Origin of the sequence: Chitinophaga fulva (genome assembly GCF_012927205.1) — a bacterium.
GTDB classification, from domain to species: Bacteria; Bacteroidota; Bacteroidia; order Chitinophagales; family Chitinophagaceae; genus Chitinophaga; species Chitinophaga fulva.
This window is the reverse complement of record NZ_JABBGC010000001.1, coordinates 1,920,521-1,939,550: the sequence shown is the minus strand read 5'-3', so window position 1 is coordinate 1,939,550 and position 19,030 is coordinate 1,920,521. Positions and strand designations below refer to the sequence as shown.

Here is a 19,030-nt window from a genome sequence, read left to right as displayed (position 1 = left end):
GCCACAAACCTAAAATTTTAGAACGCCAATCAATCAATTTTGATAATTTTGGAACAAATACACATAAACACATCTATCCATAGATTATTTTTCCAAAAACCTGGCAAAATGGACCATAAAAAAGAACAGGCGCCTCCACCGCTAACGCTGGATGAAAAAGATATGGGCATCCTTCGCTTATTGCAGCAGGATGCTAAAATGACGATCCGCGATATCGCCCGGCAACTGAACCTGAGCACTACGCCTGTGTATGAGCGTATCCGCAAAATGGAGCAGGCAGGGGTTATCAGACAGTACGCCGCCATCGTGGACCCCAGGAAAATCAATAAAGGGATGACCGTACTGGTTTACATCACCCTTAAAGAGCACAACAAAAAAAACGGCAAAAAATTTATCCAGGAAATCGTCTCCTTCCAGGAGGTGACAGAGTGCCTTAACATCTCCGGGGAATTCGATTTTATGATCAAGGTACAGGTAAAAGACATGGACGAATACCGGGAGTTTTATGTGAATAAACTGGGAGAATTAGATAATCTGAGTCACACCCAAAGTATTTTTGTGATCTCTGTTATAAAAGAAACACATCAGGTCGTATATTAGTGGCGGACAGTAATCTATACCCTAAACCTACACCGCGGGCCTATGTTTAAGCTATACACATGGTTGTATACAGTATGTCTTTTATTCACGGTTTTGCCGGCCAACGGCCAATCACGCTATTTCGCTCATTCCGTGGGCGCCGGACTGTATACCGGCAACAATCATTTTGCCGGAGGCATCGTTTATTCACCACGATTTAATTTCGGCGTTCTCTCCAGCCGTTCTGCCTTTGCCATAGGCACACAACTGGCGCTGGGAAGCAGTTTACATGCCAGTTACAACCGTTATTCGGGGGGTAACTCTACCAGTTTTTTTATGGCAGATGTTCCCATCCTCCTCACTTACAACTATGGTAACTTTGCCACATCCGGCGCACATACCCGGCTAGGTATCTTTACCGGTGCGGGTTACGGATTCCACAATGGTAGTCGCACTATTGACGACGCAGACGAAGAAGAAGGCGCCAGTGACCAGGTACATGTGTCCGGCCCCGTATTTACCACCGGGTGCCGCTTTATGATCGGCCATACTTCACTGGGAGTTCATTTCAGTTACCTGTTCAACAGCAACCACTACAATCCCGATATATACGGTATCGGCAGCGCGGGGCTCTCCTATAACATTCATTCCGCCCGCAGAGGACTCTAACGTTTCGCCGGCAGCAGGTTGTCGAAACCGATGTGATAATCCAGGTAACTACCTGGCGCTTCGCCCGGCGTATGCACTACCACCATGCTGCACAATGCCCGGCCGCTGCGGGAACTGGCGGTTTCAAAGGCTATTCCCAGTTGCTCGTCGTCATACACTTCTATGCGGCGGGATTTATTTTTGGATACATACACTTTGACCAGATGCAGGCCAGGGTAGGCTTTTCTGACAGTGCTCATCGTACTGCCGGCGCCCACGTTTTTGTCTGTCCGGAAATGCGGAGAAGTAACCCTGATCTCTTTCACATACTGTGTATCCTGTGTACGCATGGCAGTAAACACAGCCAGTACGGAGGATGAATCCGTAGTGCCGTCTTTTTTATGGCCATACCATATCCGCCATGCTTTCATCATGGCCGCATCACCGGCATCCGGCTTTCCCAGCGATGCCAGCTCATTGGCGGGCATCTCCAGTTTTACATGTCCCACAGATGTTCCCGGCACAATTTGCCAGGCTTCCTGTTGAGCATTTACAACAACGGTGGTGAACAGCAATGCGATTAAAGCAAACAGACAGCGCATATACGAAGTTTAGTAATAACGTCGCAAAAACATTGCCATGCTGGTTTTCGAAGCCAAACTTATCAGTTACGTTAAAAAAAATTAAAAACTGTTTTGTAAAGATTTCCTTAACAATTACACGGCTACTTTTACATCCGTAATGCATTACTGTCACAACCTATAAGTCGTATTTATTATCACCAAACTAACACAGTAAAATGAAAAAATTTCTATTTGCGCTGCTGGCAGTAACGTCAGTAGCAACGGGAACCTACGCTCAGAAAAAAGTGAACTATGGCTTGAAAGCCGGTCTGAATCTCTCTAACAGCAATGCGCAATTTGATGACATCCGGGCGGGTATTTTTGCCGGAGGCTTTGCAGAAATTAAACTGAACAAACACTGGGCATTACAGCCGGAACTGGTGTATTACCGCAATGTGAGCCCAGGCTTAGCTTACTTCACTCCGGACGATCATGTAGTACGGGCCAAAAAGAAAGAAGATTTCATTGCCATACCACTGATGGTAAAATATTACATCAAACCCAAACTCTATGTGGAAGCTGGTCCTGAAGTGAATTTCGTTCTTGCTGCTAAAGAAGAGGGGCTTGGCCACTCACAAAACATTACCTTTCTCTATGACCGGCTCAACGTGAGCGGCTCTTTAGGTGTTGGCTACCAGCTTCCTCACGGCTTTGGTGTTAACGCCAGGTATTCCCTCGGCGTACAATCACCTGGTGTAGGTCCAAGTGCAACAACTTATAACAACACCGGCAAAGTTGGTATCACTTATACTTTTAAGCGTAAATAACCGGCCTTTTCTCCATTACAGTTCCCGCAAAACAACTTTGCGGGAACACTTCGTTATTCTCCCAAAATATGTTTACTTTAATTCCATGAACCGTAAACATTTTTTATCTGCGCTGATGACCGCAGGCATCGGTATACCTGCCACCAAAAGTCTGGCTGCAATGGGTATTACCGGTACCATCCCCTCCAAAGAACCACAAATCCCACCCTACCTCAAACCCGGTGACATCATCGGTATCACCTGCCCCGCCGGTTATATTGACAAAGAAGAAATACTACCCTCTCTGCGTATCATGGAAAGATGGGGATTCAATATTCGTATAGGCAATACCGTTGGTATGAGGGATTATTCTTTCGGTGGCACAGATGCAGAAAGAACAAAGGACCTGCAGGCCATGCTCAACGATCCCAATGTAAAAGCCATCATGTGCGGCCGCGGCGGATACGGAACAGCGCGGATACTGGACCAGCTGGACTTCTCCCGCTTTCAGCGCCATCCTAAATGGATCATTGGTTTTAGTGATATCACGGCATTGCATTGCCATGTTAACCGCCACTTTGGTATCGCGACCCTGCATTCCAAAATGTGCAACAGTTTCCCGGACGATTTTAACAAAGCAGAACCAATAGTCCAGGACACCATCATGTCTATCTACCAGGCGCTTACGGGTAAAAAGATGCAGTACACGGCGCCTACAGACGCCAACAACCGCAAAGGCACTGCCCGCGGCATATTGATAGGCGGCAACCTGTCCGTGATACAAAGCATTTCAGGAACTGATTCTGAAATTGACACCAACGGTAAAATCCTGTTTCTCGAAGAAGTGGGGGAATATCTTTATAACATCGACCGTATGTTGAACACCCTGCAGCGTTCCCATAAACTGGACAACCTCGCCGGACTCATCATCGGTGGCTTCAACAGATTAAAACCAGATGACCCCGGCGAAGAATTTGGCCGTACGGTGTACGATATGGTGAAGGAAAAAGTAAAGGACTTCAAATACCCGGTGTGCTTCAATTTCCCGTCAGGCCACCAGAAAAACAACTATGCCCTCAAATGCGGCATGATGCATACCCTGACTGTTGCTGACGATAAAGTGCTGTTAAAGGAATAACTACTTCACCAGGAAAGTAACAATAAACAGGATAGCCAGTACATACATCACAGGGCTGATCTGTTTATATTGGCCTGTCAATACTTTTAACAATACATAAGACAACATACCGAATACAATACCTTCGGCAATGCTGTAGGTATAAGGCATCATCACAATAGCCAGAAAAGCCGGGATAGCTTCTGTCACATCATTAAAATCAATTTTCACCACCGCGCCCATCATCAGCATCCCTACAATGATCAACGCCGGAGCAGTAGCCGCCTGCGGTATCATGGCAAATACCGGCGCAAAAAACAGCGACAATAAAAACATCATGGCCACGGTCAGCGCCGTCAGCCCTGTTCTTCCGCCCGCGGCCACGCCGCTGGCGCTTTCCACGTAGGCTGTCACCACACTGGTACCTAACAGCCCCGCCGCGGTAGTGCCCACAGCATCAGCCATCAACGCCTGTTTAGCCCGGGGCAGCCGGCCATTTTCATCCAGCAGTCCGGCTTTGTTGCAAAGTCCGATCAACGTACCAACGGTATCAAACAGGTTGACCATCAACAGGGTGAATAAAATCATCACCATATCCAGACTGAATATCTTGTCAAATTGCAGTTTAAAAGCGATAGGCGCCACAGAGGGCGGCAGGCTGACCAGGTGCCCTTCGGGCAGATGGGTAATGTCTAACGGGATACCGATCACCGTAGCCGCCAGAATGCCGATCAGCAAAGCGGCATTTACCTTCCGGTACATCAGCACAGCACTAACGATCAGGCCTATCAATGCAATCAATGGCCCTATACTGGTTACATCCCCCATTTTCAGGATCACGCCTTCCAACCGGCCATCACCTACATGCCGCATACCAGTTTCAATGATGCCGGCATTGGCCATCCCGATCAGGGCTATCAATAGCCCGATACCCACAGAAATAGCATGCTTGAGGTTTTCCGGGATACTGTTGATAATCGCCTCCCTTATCCGGAACATCGATAAAATGATGAAAATAACCCCTTCAAGGAAAACCGCTGTCAGCGCGAACTGCCAGCTATAGCCCATGCCCGATACAATGGTGTAGGCGAAGAAAGCATTCAGCCCCATACCTGGCGCCACACCAATCGGCAGGCGGGCATACAACGCCATCACCAGCGTACCAATGGCCGCCGCCAGGGCTGTTGCAGTGATCAGTGCATTAAAATCCATCCCCGTTCTGGAGAGTATACTGGGATTCACGGCAAGGATATACGCCATGGTGGAAAAGGTGGTCAAACCAGCGAGTACTTCTTTCTTTACCGTAGTATTGTTTTCGGAGAGCCTGAAAAATTTTGCGAGCATGCTGCAAAAATAAGCGATTCACGATTTATCATTTTATCCTAATTTCATTTCATGCAACAACATTCGCGTGGATGGAAAGTGATTACCGGATGGCTGGCAGACAAGGGCCTTCAGCCCTTCAAGTTCCAGGAAGATGCCTGGGAGGCATACCTGCAGGGCCAGTCGGGGATCGTGAATGCACCTACCGGGTTTGGTAAAACCTTCTCGCTCTTCCTCGGCGCCGTGATCGCCTGGATTGATGCCCATCCGAAAGACTATCATAAAAAAGCTAAGAACGGCCTGCAACTGTTGTGGGTAACGCCGCTCCGCGCGCTGGCAAAAGACCTGGGGCGCGCTATGGACGAGGTATTGCGGGAACTGGACATCCCCTGGGAAGTGGGCATCCGTAGCGGCGATACACCGGTAGCCACCCGCGCCCGCCAGAAATTGCAAATGCCGGAAGTACTCATCATCACCCCGGAAAGCCTGCACCTGTTGCTGGCCCAAAAGGAATATCCCGCTGTTTTCAGGCAGCTGCACACAGTCGTGGTAGACGAGTGGCACGAACTGCTGGGCAGCAAAAGAGGCGTGATGGTGGAGCTGGGACTGAGCCGCCTGCGCGGATTACAACCTGCCCTGAAAGTATGGGGCATCTCCGCTACCATCGGCAACCTCGATGAAGCCCTGGAAGTATTACTGGGCCCTTATCACAACGGCGGCCTCATTGTCCGCGCCAACCTGAAAAAGAACATCGCCCTGCAAAGTGTGATCCCTCATGAGATAGAGAACTACCCGTGGGCCGGTCACCTCGGTATCCGCATGCTGCCGCAGGCGCTGCCTATCATCGACAACAGTCAAACTACCCTGCTTTTCACCAATACCCGCTCACAATCGGAAATATGGTACCAGTCACTGCTCAAACATGAGCCCATGCTGGCCGGCGCGCTGGCGCTCCACCACGGCTCCATCGATATGGAACTGCGCATCTGGGTGGAAGAAGCGCTGCACAACGGCATCCTGAAAGCCGTGGTATGTACCGCCAGCCTTGACCTCGGCGTGGATTTCCGCCCGGTAGACACGGTCATACAGGTGGGCAGCCCGAAAGGAGTGGCCCGTTTCCTGCAACGTGCGGGCCGTAGCGGCCACCAGCCGGGAGCCATCAGCCGTATCTTTTTCCTGCCCACCCACGCGCTGGAACTGGTGGAAGCCGCTGCTCTCAAAGCAGCCATGGAAGAAGATCTCATAGAAAGCCGCATGCCAGTGCTGCTAGCTTATGATGTATTGCTGCAATACCTCATGACACTTGCCGTTTCCGATGGTTTCCATGCACCGGAGATATACGACGAAGTCCGTAAAACCTTCTGTTACCAGCATCTTACAGAAGATGAATGGCAGTGGATACTCGCATTCCTCACCACCGGCGGCGATGCACTGGGCAGCTATGATGAGTTCCGCAAACTGGAACGGCAAGGCGACCATTACTACTGCAAAAGCCGTATGCTGGCCATGCGGCACCGGCTGCATATCGGCACCATCGTCAGCGATGCCATGCTCAAAGTGAAATTCATGAGCGGCGGTTATGTAGGCGTGATCGAGGAAAGCTTTATCTCACGGCTCTCGCCGGGTGATAGCTTCACGCTAGCCGGCCGCAACCTAGAGTTTGTATTGATCAAAGATATGACTGTGCTGGTGCGCAAGTCCAACGCTAAACGGACCATTGTGCCCAGTTATCAGGGCGGCCGTATCCCCTTGTCGTCCAACCTTGGCCGGATGCTGCGCCAGAAATTCAACGAAGCGCTTTCCCGCCGCACGAAAGACCCGGAGCTGATCGCGCTGCAACCGCTGTTCAGCCGGCAGGAAGAACTGTCCCATATTCCGAAGGACAATGAACTGCTGATCGAAAAAATCACCACCAAAGATGGTTACCATCTTTTCGTATATCCTTTCGAAGGCCGGTTGGTGCATGAGGTAATGGCCGCGCTGCTGGCATACCGTATCAGCCGCATACAGCCGATCACCTTCTCCATCGCCATGAACGATTACGGCTTTGAACTGCTGTCAGACCAACCGATACCACTGACGGCCGAAAATGCCAAAGCACTGTTTACAACCGACAACCTGCTGACCGAACTGCAAACCAGCGTGAATGCCACAGAAATGGCACGCCGCAAGTTCCGCGACATCGCTGTCATTGCAGGTCTCATCTTCCAGGGATATCCTGGTAAACACAAGGCCAACCGCCATCTTCAGTCGTCAGCTTCATTATTGTTCAACGTGTTTAAAGACTACGACCCGCAGAACCTGCTGCTGAAGCAGGCTTTCAACGAAGCCTTTTTCTACCAGATGGAAGAAGCCCGTCTCCGGGAAACGCTGGAACGTATTGCACAAAGCCATATCGTGATCACCGAACCCGATAAACTGACGCCTTTCTGCTTCCCTATCAAGGTAGACAGCCTGCGGGACACTATGACCAGCGAGAAGCTGGAAGACAGGATTAAAAAATTGATTGCCATCAACGGATAAGAATTAATAATTTGCAGCCCATGCAAAACAAGGACACCGCGGCGGGGGAAATATTCCGGTTCAAACAGCAACACTGGCACCTGCTGCCGGAAAGGGTGATTTACTGGGAAGAAGAAAAAGCATTGGTCCTTTCAGATCTGCACCTGGGCAAATCGGCCCATTTCCGTAAAGCCGGCATTGCCGTGCCCGCAGGCATTATGCAGGAAGACCTGTTCCGGCTGCAGCAGCTGATTACACGCTATCTGCCGGTACGGCTTATTATTGTCGGCGATATGTTCCACAGCCGTCACAACAATGAGGTACAGTATTTCAAAATATGGCGCGGCCAGTTTCCCCATATCCAGGTGGACCTGGTATTGGGCAATCATGACATCATGGCCGACGAAATATACAGCCAGCTGGAGGTAAACACCTATGATACCCTTACCGTCCGGGACATTCATTTTATCCATGAGCCTTGTGGCGACAGCAACGGTTACCAGTACACGTTCTCCGGCCACCTGCATCCTGCGGTGGTGATGGCCGGTCCTGCCAAACAACGGCTCCGTCTACCCTGCTTCTATTTTGGCCGGCATTGCGGCATTTTACCCGCTTTTGGCGACTTTACCGGGCTGGCGACCCTGGACCCTTACCCGGACGAACCGGTGTTTGTAATCGCCGGAAAATCGATTATCCGGACGCAATAAGTTTTCCGTTCATCATGAAGATAGCTTACCACGACATATATGCTCATCCGTTACCGGCCGACCACCGTTTTCCGATGGTGAAATACGAGCTGATACCGGCGCAGTTGCTACGGGAAGGCATTATCAGCCATGAGCAGTTGTTTATGCCGGAAGCGGCCACCGAAGAAGTAATACTGGCCACCCATACCGCTGACTGGTGGAAAAAGCTTCGTGACCAGGCGTTGTCCGACAAAGAACAGCGGCATATCGGCTTCCGCCAGTCGCCCCGGCTGACCCAACGGGAGATCGTTATTGCACAGGGCACTATCGATATTGCCCTGCATGCACTGGACCATGGCATCGGCTTCAACGTGGCCGGCGGCACTCACCACGCCTTCGCCGACCGGGGAGAAGGCTTCTGCCTGCTCAACGACTTTGCCATTGCGGCCAACTACCTGCGGCAACAAAAGAAAGTGAAAAAAGTGCTGATCACAGACCTGGACGTACATCAGGGCAATGGCACCGCAGCCCTGTTTGCCGGCAACGACCACGTGTTTACGTTCAGCATGCATGGCGCCCATAACTATCCCTTCCATAAAGAAACTTCCGATCTGGACATCCCTTTGCCAGACGGTATGACAGATAGCCCTTATCTGCAACTGCTGGAAGATACGCTGCCACGGCTCATAGACCAGGTAAAGCCTGATATCGTGTGTTACCTGTCGGGGGTAGATGTCCTGGAGACAGACCGGTTTGGCAAGCTTAAAGTAAGCGCTGAAGGCTGCCGGCAGCGGGACGAAATCGTTTTCAGCCTGTTGCACCGGCATGGCATCCCCTGCGCTGTAGCCATGGGCGGCGGTTATTCCACCCGTATCAGCGATATTGTGAACGCCCACTGCAATACCTTTAAAACAGGGCTTAGCATTTACGGATTTTGATATTTTGTCATTTTGATATTTAACAGGTTCTCACCTGGTCCAACGCCTAAACGATAGGATACAGCCTTTCAGGAACCCATAAAATATCAAAATTCCTAAATATCAAAATTTCTAAATGATCCGTCCGTCTTTCATCAGTAACTGCCGGTCGCTTAGCGGAGCCAACTCTTCGTTGTGGGTAACGATAATAAAGGTTTGCTGAAACTGATCTCTCAGTTGAAGGAACATATTGTGCAGCTCCCGTGCATTGTGGGAGTCGAGGTTACCGGTAGGCTCATCGGCCATGATCACGTCGGGGTTGTTGATCAGTGCGCGTGCCACAGCTACCCGCTGTTGTTCGCCACCGGAGAGCGCATTTGGTTTGTGCTCCAAACGATGCTCCAGGCCAAGGGTTTTCAGCAGGAACGCTGCTTTTTCCTTTACCTCGCTTCTGCGGGTGCCAGCAATAAAACCGGGGATACAGACATTTTCCAGCGCACTGAATTCAGGTAGCAGGTGATGGAACTGGAAGATAAAGCCAATATGTCGGTTCCGGAAGTCGGCCAGTTCATTGCCGCTTAAACCCGTCAGATTGACATTATTCAGCCAAATTTCGCCCTGGGTGGGCTTATCCAGTGTTCCGAGTATATGCAGCAGCGTACTTTTGCCTGCTCCGGACGATCCAACGATTGTTACGATCTCACCTTTACTGACAGTAATATCTACTCCCCTGAGAATCGGTAAGTTGGAATAATTTTTGGTGACATTGCGAGCGGTTAGCATAACCCAAAGAAAAGTAAATAACCGATAAAATAGTAAAAGTTGTTTATTTCAAATTAAATAATACTTTTGCGGAAAATTAAAAAGTAAAAATTTTAATAAGATGTACTGGACATTAGAATTAGCTTCATACCTGGAGGACGCTCCATGGCCAGCTACTAAAGACGAACTTATTGATTACGCCATTCGTTCCGGTGCACCGATCGAAGTAATCGAGAATTTGCAGGAGCTGGAGGATGAGGGAGAAATTTATGAGGGGATTGAAGATATCTGGTCTGACTATCCGTCGCAAGACGACTTCTTCTTCAATGAAGATGAGTACTAGATCCTGAGCGTTTATAGATTGTACTACTCCCCGGCACCCTGTGCCTGATAAAAAAATTAAAGCCGTTACTGTTGTAACGGCTTTAATTTTTTGGTATTTAGCCATTTGATTATTGAAACATGCTCTGTAGAGAAAATCCTTCAATAATCAAACAGCCAAATAGTAAAATTATTTGTCTAATGCTTCCATAATAGCATTGGAAACACCGGTGAAGGAGAATCCGCCATCATGGTAGAGGTTCTGCATAGTAACCATTTTGGTCATGTCAGAGAACAGGGTCACCAGGTAATCAGCGCAGTTGTCAGCAGAAGCGTTACCCAGTGGGCTCATTTTTTCTGCGTAACCGATGAAACCACCGAAACCTTTCACACCGCTGCCGGCAGTAGTCGGCGTAGGGGACTGAGATACCGTGTTCACACGTACTTTATTTTTGAGGCCATAGTGGTAACCGAAGCTGCGGGCTACGGATTCCAGCATAGCTTTAGCGTCAGCCATTTCGCTGTAATCAGGGAACGCACGTTGTGCGGCGATGTATGTGAGTGCCACTACAGAGCCCCATTCGTTGATGGCATCCATCTGATAAGCGGTCTGCAACACACGATGTAAGGACAGTGCGGAAATATTGAGGGTCTTCAGCGAAAAGTCATAGTCCAGGTCTGTATACGACTTTCCTTTACGAACGTTCAGGCTCATGCCAACAGAATGGAGCACAAAATCTATTTTACCGCCAAAATGCTCCATGGATTTGGTAAAAAGATTTTTCAGGTCATCCGTGATGGTTACATCTGCCGGAATAACAGGGGCCTTGCAGATTTCAGCCAGTTTGTTGATCTCACCCATACGCAGCGCAACAGGTGCATTGGTGAGCACTATTTCAGCGCCTTCTTCCACACAACGGAGCGCAGTTCTCCAGGCCAGTGACTTTTCGTCCAGTGCACCAAAGATGATACCTTTCTTTCCTTTTAATAAGTTATGAGCCATTTGGTCAAAATTAATTTCGGCAAAAATAGTCGTTATAGTTGAAAAAAAAAGTTATTGCTTCCCTGCCACGGCTTTTTAGCATTCGGGCAGGGAAGCAATAACGGTTACGCCTGTGTTATCTTACCATCTCGCGGGCATTTTCAAGGGCGGCAGCTGTAGGCCGTTCACCACTGAGCATTTGCGCGATCTTGTCTATTCTCTCTTCCATAGACAGCAGCCTTACGCTGGTAGTCACTTTCTCTGCACGGGCATCTTTATATACAAAATAATGTGCGTCAGCTTTACCGGCTATCTGCGGCTGGTGGGTGATACAGATGATCTGATGCGCCTTGGCCAGGTCTTTCAGGATAACGCCCACCTGTCTGGCGGCTTCACCGGAAATACCGGTATCAATTTCGTCGAAGATAAGGGTAGGCAACGCAACCGACTGCGCCACCAGTGATTTGATACAGAGCATCAAACGGCTCAACTCACCACCGGAAGCCACTTTGCCTACCGGTGCAAACTGGTTGCTGCGGTTGGCATCAAACAGGAACTCGATCGTATCCTGTCCGTAAGGATTCAACTCACCCTGTACAATATCTACCTTGAGACGGGCATTAGGCATGCCTACCTGTGCCAGCAGCGAATTCACGTTTTTCTCGAAAGGCGCCACCTGTTCTTGTCTCTCAGCGGTAATGGCCGCAGCATCCTTCATCAGGGCGTCATGCAGTTGTGCCTGCTCTTTTTCAAGCGCCGCCAGCTGCTCATCGAGGTTCAGCACACCGTCTACTCTTGCAGCCAGTGTGTCTTTGATGACCAGCAGCTCGTCTGTCGTCTGTACCCCATGTTTTTTGAAGAGCCGGTATCCCAGCGTCATCCGCTCATTTACCTGCTCAATGCGTTGTGCATCGTAGTGTACCTGATCGTTGATGCTATCCACTTCACCGGCAATATCCTGCAGCTCCAGGTAGGCAGACAGCATCCTTTCGGATACGGCCGGCATGTCTTTATGGAAGGAGGAAATATGTTGAATGGAGGATTGAAGTTGTTTCAGTTGTTGCAGGATCGGTTGTTCATCTTCCTTCAGCTGGAAAAATACCCGGTTGAGGGTGTTTTTGATCTCTTCCGCATGTGTCAGCAGCTGCAGCTCATTGTCCAGCTCTTCTACTTCATTGGGACTGAAATCCGCTTCCAGCAGTTCATCCAGGAGGAACTTATTATAATCCAGCTCTTTGTTGGCCTGATCGCGGTCATCCTGCAGCTGTTTGTATTTTTTCTGCACTTGCAGGTATTGCAGAAACAGGTTATGGTACACTTGTAATGCAGCCGGTTTGGCCAGTGCGTCAATTACTTCCCGCTGGAAATCGGCGTTGCCCAGTTCCAGGGTATCAAACTGCTGGTGCAGGTCTACCAGGTAGCCGGACAGCTCAGACAGCTGGGATATGTTGACAGGAGTATCATTTACAAACGCCCTTGATTTGCCGGCGGCGCTGATTTCCCGGCGGATGATCAGCGGGTCTTCCAGGTCCAGTTCATGTTGCTGGAAAAAAGCGGCCACCTGTGATTTTTTCACCTTGAAGATACCTTCAATTACACATTTGCCGGTTTTATCGAACAATACCCCGGGATCAGCACGTTCTCCCAGGATCATGGACAGGGCGCCCAGTAAAATAGATTTACCGGCACCGGTTTCACCGGTAATGACATTGAGATTACCTGAAAAATCCACTTCCAGGTGATCAATAATGGCGTAGTTTTTAATGATTAGTCGCTGTAACATAAGTCAGGAAATAACTTGAATCACAATTTTTCTCCCCGCTCAACTGCCATTTACACGTTGTATACCTGCTTTTGCCCGTTGGTCGAGGGAGTTTTTATAATCGTGGCCTTTCATGTCCAGACATTGCTGATAACATTGAATGGCTTTGGTTTTATCTTTTCTTTTTTCGTAAATATACCCTAATTGCAGGGAAGCTCTGGCTGCATAATACTCCGGCCTGTTGGCCCCTACCTTGATTGTCACTTCGTACATGGTAATGGCTTTGTCGTCTTGTCCGGTTTCATCATAGATACGGCCAAGGCGGTAGGCGTATTCCAGTTTGTCTTCCATGGCAGGGAAATCGGCCGCTTTTTTTGTCAGCAGCAGTTTCAGTGCCTCATTAAAGAACCCGCCGTCGCTCTGCAATCGTACTTTCAGCAGGAAGGGATTGGGCCATCTGCCGCTTTCAGCTTCCTTCAACGCCTGTTTGTCGGCATCTGTTTCCGTACCGCCCCGGCTCAGGATCATGTTCCTGTATTTGTTGGCCATGGCCTGATTGCCTTCGAGGTAATAGAACCAGCTTAACCGTTGCAGGCACTCCTTCACATAGAACTTCCCTTTAAAATCATTGACAAACCTTTCCAGGTACACATGCGCATCGCTGTCCAGCCGGGTCAGTTTCAATAATCCGAATACGTAATTATAGTATTCTATATCTGCGTATTCATTGGAATCATGCCGTTCTTCCAGTACCCGGATGCCATTGGCCGCCTTCTGGTTGTTCAACGACAGGTTGGCCACCATCAAGGCATACAGGTAGTTATTCTTTGTGTCCAGCTGCTTCTTTTGGAGAAAAGCCCAGGTATCTTCGGGTTTATTCACAATAAAGAGCATCAGGTAACAGTAGTAATAATAGGATTCTTCCCTGAACAGTTTCGCTTCCGGGGCATTGCTTTCAATAAAAGCATTCACATTTTCCATGCCCTGGTGGATACTTCCCTTCATCCCCAGGATATTGGTGATCCACTTATACCCTTCCGGGATAGTGCCGAAAACTGTCTGCATGGCCCCCAGCAATAAGCGGTTGGGCATGAAGTCCGGGAACCGGCGCTGGTTTTCCTTCAGGGTCATGTAAGCCTTGCGTATCTCCCAGGTAGCGTCCCATTTTTCATTGAACTTGATTTTGATCATCGCCCATTGAAACTTGATAGCCGCCTGTGTGTACAGATAGTAGGGAGAATCCGGTGACCCTTCCAGCATCATGTCCAGCCGGATGGAACGCATGCCTCTCTTCCGGGCGTATTCCGCCGGGTCCTCATTGAAAAACAACGGGAAGAAGTCCACGTAGTTATCCAGAAAATAAGGTACCAGGTTGTCCGGGTTTTCTTTCTTTTCTGCTTCCAACAGCGCCTTTCCGGCGTTTAACCGCAATTCCATGATCGCTTCATAGGCCTGTTCACAACGGCTGTTGAAATCATAGGTCTTCTGTCTTGCATCAACTGTAAATCCTAATCCCAGCAAAAGAATCAAAGAAAAAATAATACGCATAAGGGCAAAATTCCTGGAATAATCTCAAATCTCACACAACAATTCCACAAATCCCAAATTAACAATTCACATTTTTTAAATGTTGCATGCCCCATCCAATTTCCTGCCACAAATTAAAAGAACTGCTACGCAAACTACCTGCGTATGGTGTACAGGGGCAAAGCTAACATATTTAGTAAAACAAAGCTAAATAAATTAGTATATTTTTATAACGGTAACACTTATACGAAAAAAGGGCATCCATGGATGCCCTTTTTCAATGTTTTTGATATGCCTGATCGCATCAGATGGTAACAGTCGCCTCGAGGTCGTTGTCTACCAGGATACGGCCGCAGTGCTCACAAACGATGATTTTTTTGTGCTGACGGATCTCTGCCTGACGTTGAGGAGGAATCGCGTTGTAGCAACCGCCGCAGGAGTCACGCTCTACCGTTACCACGGCCAGGCCGTTACGGTAGTTTTTGCGGATTTTTTCGTAGGCAGCCAGTAAACGGGGGTCTACTTTAGCTTTAGCATCTTCACTTTCCTTACGGAAACCTTTTTCCTCTTTCTCAGTTTCTGCTACGATTTTCTCCAGTTCCCCTTTCTTGTGCTTCAGGTTAGCCTCTTTATCGGCGATCGCCTTTTTAGCTACTTCCAGGGTGCGGGATTTTTCTTTTATCTCTTCGTTCGCGTCTTTGATATGCTTTTCAGCCAGTTTGATCTCCAGTGACTGCATCTCCATTTCCTTGGTGATCGCCTCAAACTCACGGTTGTTCTTCACATTGTCCTGCTGCTTCTCATACTTCTTGATCAGCGCTTCTGCATCTTTAATAGCAGTTTTCTTGCTGGTAACGAAGTCCTGGATACCTTTGATCTCATTCTCAATGTGAGACTGACGTGTATTTAACCCTTCGATCTCATCTTCCAGGTCCTTTACTTCAATCGGCAACTCCCCTTTCAACACCTGGATTTCATCCAGCTTGGAATCAATCTTCTGCAGCTTGAGCACAGATGCTAATTTTTCTTCAACGGAGTATTCTTTTACGGTAGCCATGTATTATAAATAATTTACCGGGTTTGTTTTAATCGTAGATTTAAGAGGCGCAAAATTACGGAATTTTTCAGTCAATATATGATAAAATAATTCCACTGTGAACTGCTCACTCTCGAAATGTCCGATGTCTGCTATAACTATTTGATTATCAGCGTCAAAAAATTCATGATATTTAAAGTCTGCGGAAATGTAGGCATCCGCCCCTGCCGCAATGGCCCGCTTTAGCAGGAAGCTCCCCGCTCCCCCACACAAAGCCACTTTCTTCACCGGACGGCCCCTCAAAGGGGTATACCGCACACAACCGGTCTCGAACTGCTGCTTCACCCATGCCAGGAACGCCTGCTCCTCCATCGGCTCCGGCAGCTCACCCACCAACCCGGAACCTACCTGCTGGTAAGCATTGTCCAGCGTCACCACGTCATAAGCCACCTCTTCATAGGGATGACTTGTCAACAGGGCCTGTACAATCCCGGATTCCAAATATACCGGAAAAATCACTTCCAACTTTATTTCCGTCTCAAAATGTCTTTCTCCGGGCGTACCCACATACGGATCGGTACCGGCACCACCCTTGAAAGTGCCCTGCCCTTCTGCATTAAAGCTGCATTCGCTGTAATTGCCGATATGCCCGGCACCGGCAGCAAACAAAGCAGCCCTCACCTTCTCTGCATCGGCCACCGGCACAAAAGTATACAGCTTCTTCAGCAGACCGGTCTTCGGCTGCAACACCCGGCACCGCTCCAGCCCCAGCCTGTCCGCCATCTGCGCACATACGCCGTTACGCACATTATCCAGGTTGGTATGCGCTGCATATACGGCAACATCATGCTTGATAGCCTTAATAGCCACCCGCTCCACATACGACCGGCCGTTGATCTTTTTCAGCCCGCCGAAAACAATAGGATGATGCGCCACCACCAGGTTGCACCCCCGCGCAATCGCCTCATCGATCACCGCCTCGGTGGCATCCAGCGTCAACAGGACATTGGTCACCTCCCACGACGGATCGCCGAAAATAAGGCCGGCATTATCGTAACTCTCCTGGTACGGCAAAGGCGCATAAGCCTCCAGTACCTGTATGATCTCTTTTATCTTCATAGCAAAGCAATTGGTATCCTGTACATTTGCAAAAAATCCAGTTATGACAGGAAGCAAATCTACTGCAGAACAATATACCGGGTACCAATCAAAGATGCAAAAAATTGCAGACGTAAGAAATACCATGGCTGTATTGGGCTGGGACCAGGAAACATACCTGCCTGAAAAAGGCGCCGCCTTCAGAGGCCAGCAACTGACCACCCTCAGCGGCATCGCCCATGAACTGTTCACGGAAGACGCGCTCGGCGACCTCCTCCGGCAACTGCACCACCACAAAGATCTCGACGCCCTCCAGCAGAAAAACATCGCCCTCTCCCTGGAAGACTACGATAAAAACAAAAAATACCCGGCTTCGTTCGTGGCAGAGATGTCCAATGCCACCAACGAAAGTTACCATGCCTGGATCAAAGCCCGCAAAGCCAACGACTACAGCATCTTTGCGCCGGCCCTCACCAAAATGATCGCCCTCAAAAAACAGGAAACCACTATCCTGGGCTATGAAGGCCATCCATACAACGCGCTGCTCAACGAATACGAGAAAGGCGCCACCACCACCATGCTGGACAAAATCTTCGAGGACGTAAAAAGCGCCCTGTCACCCCTGCTGGCTAAAATTGAAGCCAGGCCACAGGTGGAAAAGGATTTCCTGCTGAAACGCTATGATCGCGATAAACAATGGCAACTGGGCCTCGACCTGCTGAAAGAAATGGGCTACGACCTCCAGGCAGGCCGGCAGGACATCTCCGAACACCCCTTCACCACCAGCTTCAACCCCCACGATGTAAGGGTCACCACCCGCATCGATGAAAATGACTTTGGTAACATGACCTGGAGCTGCATCCATGAAGGCGGCCACGCACTCTACGAACAGGGACTCCCGGCGGAACAATACGGCCTCCCCTGCGGAGAAGCCACCAGCCTGGGTATTCACGAATCACAGTCCCGCCTATGGGAAAACAATGTAGGCCGTAGCCTTAACTTTTGGAAATTCCACTACGCCCGCCTGCAACAGCTGTTCCCCGAAAATCTGGGCAATGTGTCCCTGGAAAGGTTCTATCAGGCCATCAACCAGGTGCAGCCATCCCTGATCCGCACGGAAGCGGATGAACTGACCTACCATTTCCATATCATGATCCGCTATGAAATAGAAAAAGGACTGATGGATGGCAGTATTCCGGTCAACGATCTGCAACATGTCTGGAATGAACACTACCGGAAATACCTGCACGTAACCGTACCCGATGATGTACAGGGCGTTTTACAGGATATCCACTGGTCACACGGCAGCTTCGGCTATTTCCCTACGTATTCCCTCGGAAGTTTCTATGCTGCCCAGTTCTTTACCACCGCTCAAAAGCAGGTACCCGGACTGGACGATGCCATCAGCCATGGCAACTACCATTCCCTACTGGAATGGCTGCGTACCAATATCCATCCCTTCGGACGGTTCTATACTTCCAATGAACTCTGTAAGAAAGTCACCGGTCAGGAACTGCAATTCAGCTACTTCCTTGACTATGCCGAAAAGAAATATGCCGGTATTTACAACTGGTAAACCCACGCCAGAACGGAAATACCCGGGAAAAAGGACCCACTGCCAGGTAACTACCGTCAATTCCATAACACTTCACTTATAACATAAAAAGCCCCGGGCCATGGCCCGGGGCTTTTACTGAATATCTTTTTCTGTCCTACTTCACGGCTGCGGCCAACTCTTCTGCTGTAGCCACACCCTGTTTTCTCCACACTTCCTTGCCATTTTTGTACACAATCAGTGTGGGTAATCCTTTGGCGCCAATGGCTTTCATCACATCGGTATCATTGCCACCGTCTACTTTCATCAGCTTCACCTGCTGATGACTTTGCAAAAACGTTTTCAACACTGGCTCCAGCTGTTTGCAGGGCGGGCACCATTCAGCACCCACATCCGTCAGCACTACACCTTTTGCAATTCCTTTGTTGTAAGCATCCATGGTCAGCTGTGTTTTTTTTACATTCACGCCTTCCAGTTGCAAACCGGCCTGTTTCCAGGCACTCACACCATTTTCCAGCTCCACTACCTTGCTGAAACCATTCTCCCGCATCCACTGCGCCGCTTTGGTACTGCGTCCTCCGCTAAGGCAATAGATATACACAGGCTTCTGTTTGTCCAGGTATTTCACCCGCTCATTAAATTCCGGTTTGTTGGTATAATCGGCCTGTAAAGCATTAGGCAGATGACCGGTGTTATATTCTGCTGCCGTACGCACATCAAATATTTGCACACCAGGTTGTTGAATGTCCCGGGCAAAAGTTTTTGCGTCTTCCTGTTGCGGCTGTTGGGCTTGTAAAGCGCCACCCGTGCATAACAGCAGGGCGGCCATCAAAAAACGGTACATAT

The 19,030-nt window shown here is 49.3% G+C and carries 18 protein-coding genes; 9 read left to right on the top strand and 9 right to left on the bottom strand.

The window, feature by feature from the left end; genetic code table 11:
* The first annotated feature begins 108 nt into the window (after nt 1–108).
* On the top strand, nt 109–600 hold the full coding sequence (locus HHL17_RS08105; protein WP_169224233.1) for an Lrp/AsnC family transcriptional regulator: 492 nt from the start codon (nt 109–111) through the stop codon (nt 598–600).
* A gap of 42 nt (nt 601–642) precedes the next feature.
* A complete protein-coding gene (locus tag HHL17_RS08100) occupies nt 643–1,248 on the top strand; it encodes a hypothetical protein (RefSeq protein WP_169224232.1) in 606 nt (201 codons plus the stop codon).
* Here the strand turns inward: HHL17_RS08100 and HHL17_RS08095 are convergent.
* Complete coding sequence (locus HHL17_RS08095; RefSeq protein WP_169224231.1) at nt 1,245–1,829, bottom strand: hypothetical protein; 585 nt, start codon at nt 1,827–1,829, stop codon at nt 1,245–1,247. The two genes, HHL17_RS08100 and HHL17_RS08095, sit on opposite strands and share 4 nt — an antisense overlap.
* A 197-nt stretch (nt 1,830–2,026) precedes the next feature.
* Between HHL17_RS08095 and HHL17_RS08090 the strand changes: the two genes are divergently transcribed.
* Both HHL17_RS08090 and HHL17_RS08085 read left to right on the top strand, forming a co-directional pair.
* Nucleotides 2,027–2,617 (top strand): porin family protein, encoded by a 591-nt coding sequence (locus tag HHL17_RS08090; protein WP_169224230.1) that lies wholly within the window; start codon nt 2,027–2,029, stop codon nt 2,615–2,617.
* Between the two features lie 85 nt (nt 2,618–2,702).
* A complete protein-coding gene (locus HHL17_RS08085; protein WP_169224229.1) occupies nt 2,703–3,734 on the top strand; it encodes a S66 peptidase family protein in 1,032 nt (343 codons plus the stop codon).
* Here HHL17_RS08085 and HHL17_RS08080 read toward each other — a convergent pair whose 3' ends face one another.
* Nucleotides 3,735–5,057 (bottom strand): NCS2 family permease, encoded by a 1,323-nt coding sequence (locus tag HHL17_RS08080; protein WP_169224228.1) that lies wholly within the window; start codon nt 5,055–5,057, stop codon nt 3,735–3,737.
* Nucleotides 5,058–5,108: 51 nt separating this feature from the next.
* Between HHL17_RS08080 and HHL17_RS08075 the strand changes: the two genes are divergently transcribed.
* From HHL17_RS08075 to HHL17_RS08065, 3 genes are read left to right on the top strand one after another with little or no spacing between them, the layout of a single operon-like run.
* Entirely contained in the window at nt 5,109–7,559 is a 2,451-nt protein-coding gene (locus tag HHL17_RS08075; protein WP_169224227.1) for a ligase-associated DNA damage response DEXH box helicase, read from the top strand.
* Between the two features lie 20 nt (nt 7,560–7,579).
* On the top strand, nt 7,580–8,245 hold the full coding sequence (gene pdeM, locus HHL17_RS08070) for a ligase-associated DNA damage response endonuclease PdeM (RefSeq protein ID WP_169224226.1): 666 nt from the start codon (nt 7,580–7,582) through the stop codon (nt 8,243–8,245).
* Nucleotides 8,246–8,259: 14 nt separating this feature from the next.
* Nucleotides 8,260–9,162, top strand: coding sequence for a histone deacetylase family protein (locus tag HHL17_RS08065; protein WP_169224225.1), 903 nt, complete (start codon nt 8,260–8,262; stop codon nt 9,160–9,162).
* 111 nt (nt 9,163–9,273) lie between these two features.
* On the opposite strand, the gene HHL17_RS08060 is transcribed toward HHL17_RS08065, so the two are convergent.
* Nucleotides 9,274–9,924, bottom strand: coding sequence for an ABC transporter ATP-binding protein (locus tag HHL17_RS08060; RefSeq protein WP_169224224.1), 651 nt, complete (start codon nt 9,922–9,924; stop codon nt 9,274–9,276).
* Between the two features lie 100 nt (nt 9,925–10,024).
* Between HHL17_RS08060 and HHL17_RS08055 the strand changes: the two genes are divergently transcribed.
* Nucleotides 10,025–10,246 carry a DUF2795 domain-containing protein gene (locus HHL17_RS08055; RefSeq protein ID WP_012794455.1) on the top strand — a complete coding sequence of 74 codons (222 nt, stop codon included), beginning with the start codon at nt 10,025–10,027 and terminating at the stop codon, nt 10,244–10,246.
* Nucleotides 10,247–10,414: 168 nt separating this feature from the next.
* On the opposite strand, the gene HHL17_RS08050 is transcribed toward HHL17_RS08055, so the two are convergent.
* From HHL17_RS08050 to HHL17_RS08030, 5 genes are all read right to left on the bottom strand, one after another.
* Nucleotides 10,415–11,227: an enoyl-ACP reductase FabI gene (locus HHL17_RS08050; protein WP_169224223.1), complete on the bottom strand. Its 813-nt coding sequence runs from the start codon at nt 11,225–11,227 to the stop codon at nt 10,415–10,417.
* A 115-nt stretch (nt 11,228–11,342) separates the two neighbouring features.
* Complete coding sequence (gene recN, locus HHL17_RS08045; RefSeq protein ID WP_169224222.1) at nt 11,343–12,989, bottom strand: DNA repair protein RecN; 1,647 nt, start codon at nt 12,987–12,989, stop codon at nt 11,343–11,345.
* A 39-nt stretch (nt 12,990–13,028) separates the two neighbouring features.
* Complete coding sequence (locus HHL17_RS08040; protein WP_169224221.1) at nt 13,029–14,516, bottom strand: tetratricopeptide repeat protein; 1,488 nt, start codon at nt 14,514–14,516, stop codon at nt 13,029–13,031.
* A 283-nt stretch (nt 14,517–14,799) separates the two neighbouring features.
* Nucleotides 14,800–15,552 carry a zinc ribbon domain-containing protein gene (locus tag HHL17_RS08035; protein WP_169224220.1) on the bottom strand — a complete coding sequence of 251 codons (753 nt, stop codon included), beginning with the start codon at nt 15,550–15,552 and terminating at the stop codon, nt 14,800–14,802.
* A gap of 3 nt (nt 15,553–15,555) precedes the next feature.
* Nucleotides 15,556–16,650, bottom strand: a complete 1,095-nt coding sequence (locus HHL17_RS08030; RefSeq protein WP_169224219.1) for a Nif3-like dinuclear metal center hexameric protein — start codon at nt 16,648–16,650, stop codon at nt 15,556–15,558.
* 43 nt (nt 16,651–16,693) lie between these two features.
* Here HHL17_RS08030 and HHL17_RS08025 point away from each other — a divergent pair, with 43 nt between their 5' ends.
* On the top strand, nt 16,694–18,205 hold the full coding sequence (locus HHL17_RS08025; protein ID WP_169224218.1) for a carboxypeptidase M32: 1,512 nt from the start codon (nt 16,694–16,696) through the stop codon (nt 18,203–18,205).
* A 136-nt stretch (nt 18,206–18,341) separates the two neighbouring features.
* On the opposite strand, the gene HHL17_RS08020 is transcribed toward HHL17_RS08025, so the two are convergent.
* Complete coding sequence (locus HHL17_RS08020; RefSeq protein ID WP_169224217.1) at nt 18,342–19,028, bottom strand: rhodanese-like domain-containing protein; 687 nt, start codon at nt 19,026–19,028, stop codon at nt 18,342–18,344.
* Nucleotides 19,029–19,030: the final 2 nt, after the last annotated feature.

What these genes read in the sequence shown, in the direction of transcription:
- HHL17_RS08080 (WP_169224228.1), bottom strand. Translation starts at nt 5,057, where the DNA reads ATGCTCGCAAAATTTTTCAGGCTCTCCGAAAACAATACTACGGTAAAG.
- HHL17_RS08065 (WP_169224225.1), top strand. Translation starts at nt 8,260, where the DNA reads ATGAAGATAGCTTACCACGACATATATGCTCATCCGTTACCGGCCGAC.
- HHL17_RS08030 (WP_169224219.1), bottom strand. Translation starts at nt 16,650, where the DNA reads ATGAAGATAAAAGAGATCATACAGGTACTGGAGGCTTATGCGCCTTTG.
- HHL17_RS08090 (WP_169224230.1), top strand. Translation starts at nt 2,027, where the DNA reads ATGAAAAAATTTCTATTTGCGCTGCTGGCAGTAACGTCAGTAGCAACG.
- HHL17_RS08040 (WP_169224221.1), bottom strand. Translation starts at nt 14,516, where the DNA reads ATGCGTATTATTTTTTCTTTGATTCTTTTGCTGGGATTAGGATTTACA.
- HHL17_RS08035 (WP_169224220.1), bottom strand. Translation starts at nt 15,552, where the DNA reads ATGGCTACCGTAAAAGAATACTCCGTTGAAGAAAAATTAGCATCTGTG.
- pdeM (WP_169224226.1), top strand. Translation starts at nt 7,580, where the DNA reads ATGCAAAACAAGGACACCGCGGCGGGGGAAATATTCCGGTTCAAACAG.
- HHL17_RS08020 (WP_169224217.1), bottom strand. Translation starts at nt 19,028, where the DNA reads ATGTACCGTTTTTTGATGGCCGCCCTGCTGTTATGCACGGGTGGCGCT.
- HHL17_RS08055 (WP_012794455.1), top strand. Translation starts at nt 10,025, where the DNA reads ATGTACTGGACATTAGAATTAGCTTCATACCTGGAGGACGCTCCATGG.
- HHL17_RS08060 (WP_169224224.1), bottom strand. Translation starts at nt 9,924, where the DNA reads ATGCTAACCGCTCGCAATGTCACCAAAAATTATTCCAACTTACCGATT.
- HHL17_RS08095 (WP_169224231.1), bottom strand. Translation starts at nt 1,829, where the DNA reads ATGCGCTGTCTGTTTGCTTTAATCGCATTGCTGTTCACCACCGTTGTT.
- HHL17_RS08075 (WP_169224227.1), top strand. Translation starts at nt 5,109, where the DNA reads ATGCAACAACATTCGCGTGGATGGAAAGTGATTACCGGATGGCTGGCA.
- HHL17_RS08025 (WP_169224218.1), top strand. Translation starts at nt 16,694, where the DNA reads ATGACAGGAAGCAAATCTACTGCAGAACAATATACCGGGTACCAATCA.
- recN (WP_169224222.1), bottom strand. Translation starts at nt 12,989, where the DNA reads ATGTTACAGCGACTAATCATTAAAAACTACGCCATTATTGATCACCTG.
- HHL17_RS08050 (WP_169224223.1), bottom strand. Translation starts at nt 11,227, where the DNA reads ATGGCTCATAACTTATTAAAAGGAAAGAAAGGTATCATCTTTGGTGCA.
- HHL17_RS08105 (WP_169224233.1), top strand. Translation starts at nt 109, where the DNA reads ATGGACCATAAAAAAGAACAGGCGCCTCCACCGCTAACGCTGGATGAA.
- HHL17_RS08085 (WP_169224229.1), top strand. Translation starts at nt 2,703, where the DNA reads ATGAACCGTAAACATTTTTTATCTGCGCTGATGACCGCAGGCATCGGT.
- HHL17_RS08100 (WP_169224232.1), top strand. Translation starts at nt 643, where the DNA reads ATGTTTAAGCTATACACATGGTTGTATACAGTATGTCTTTTATTCACG.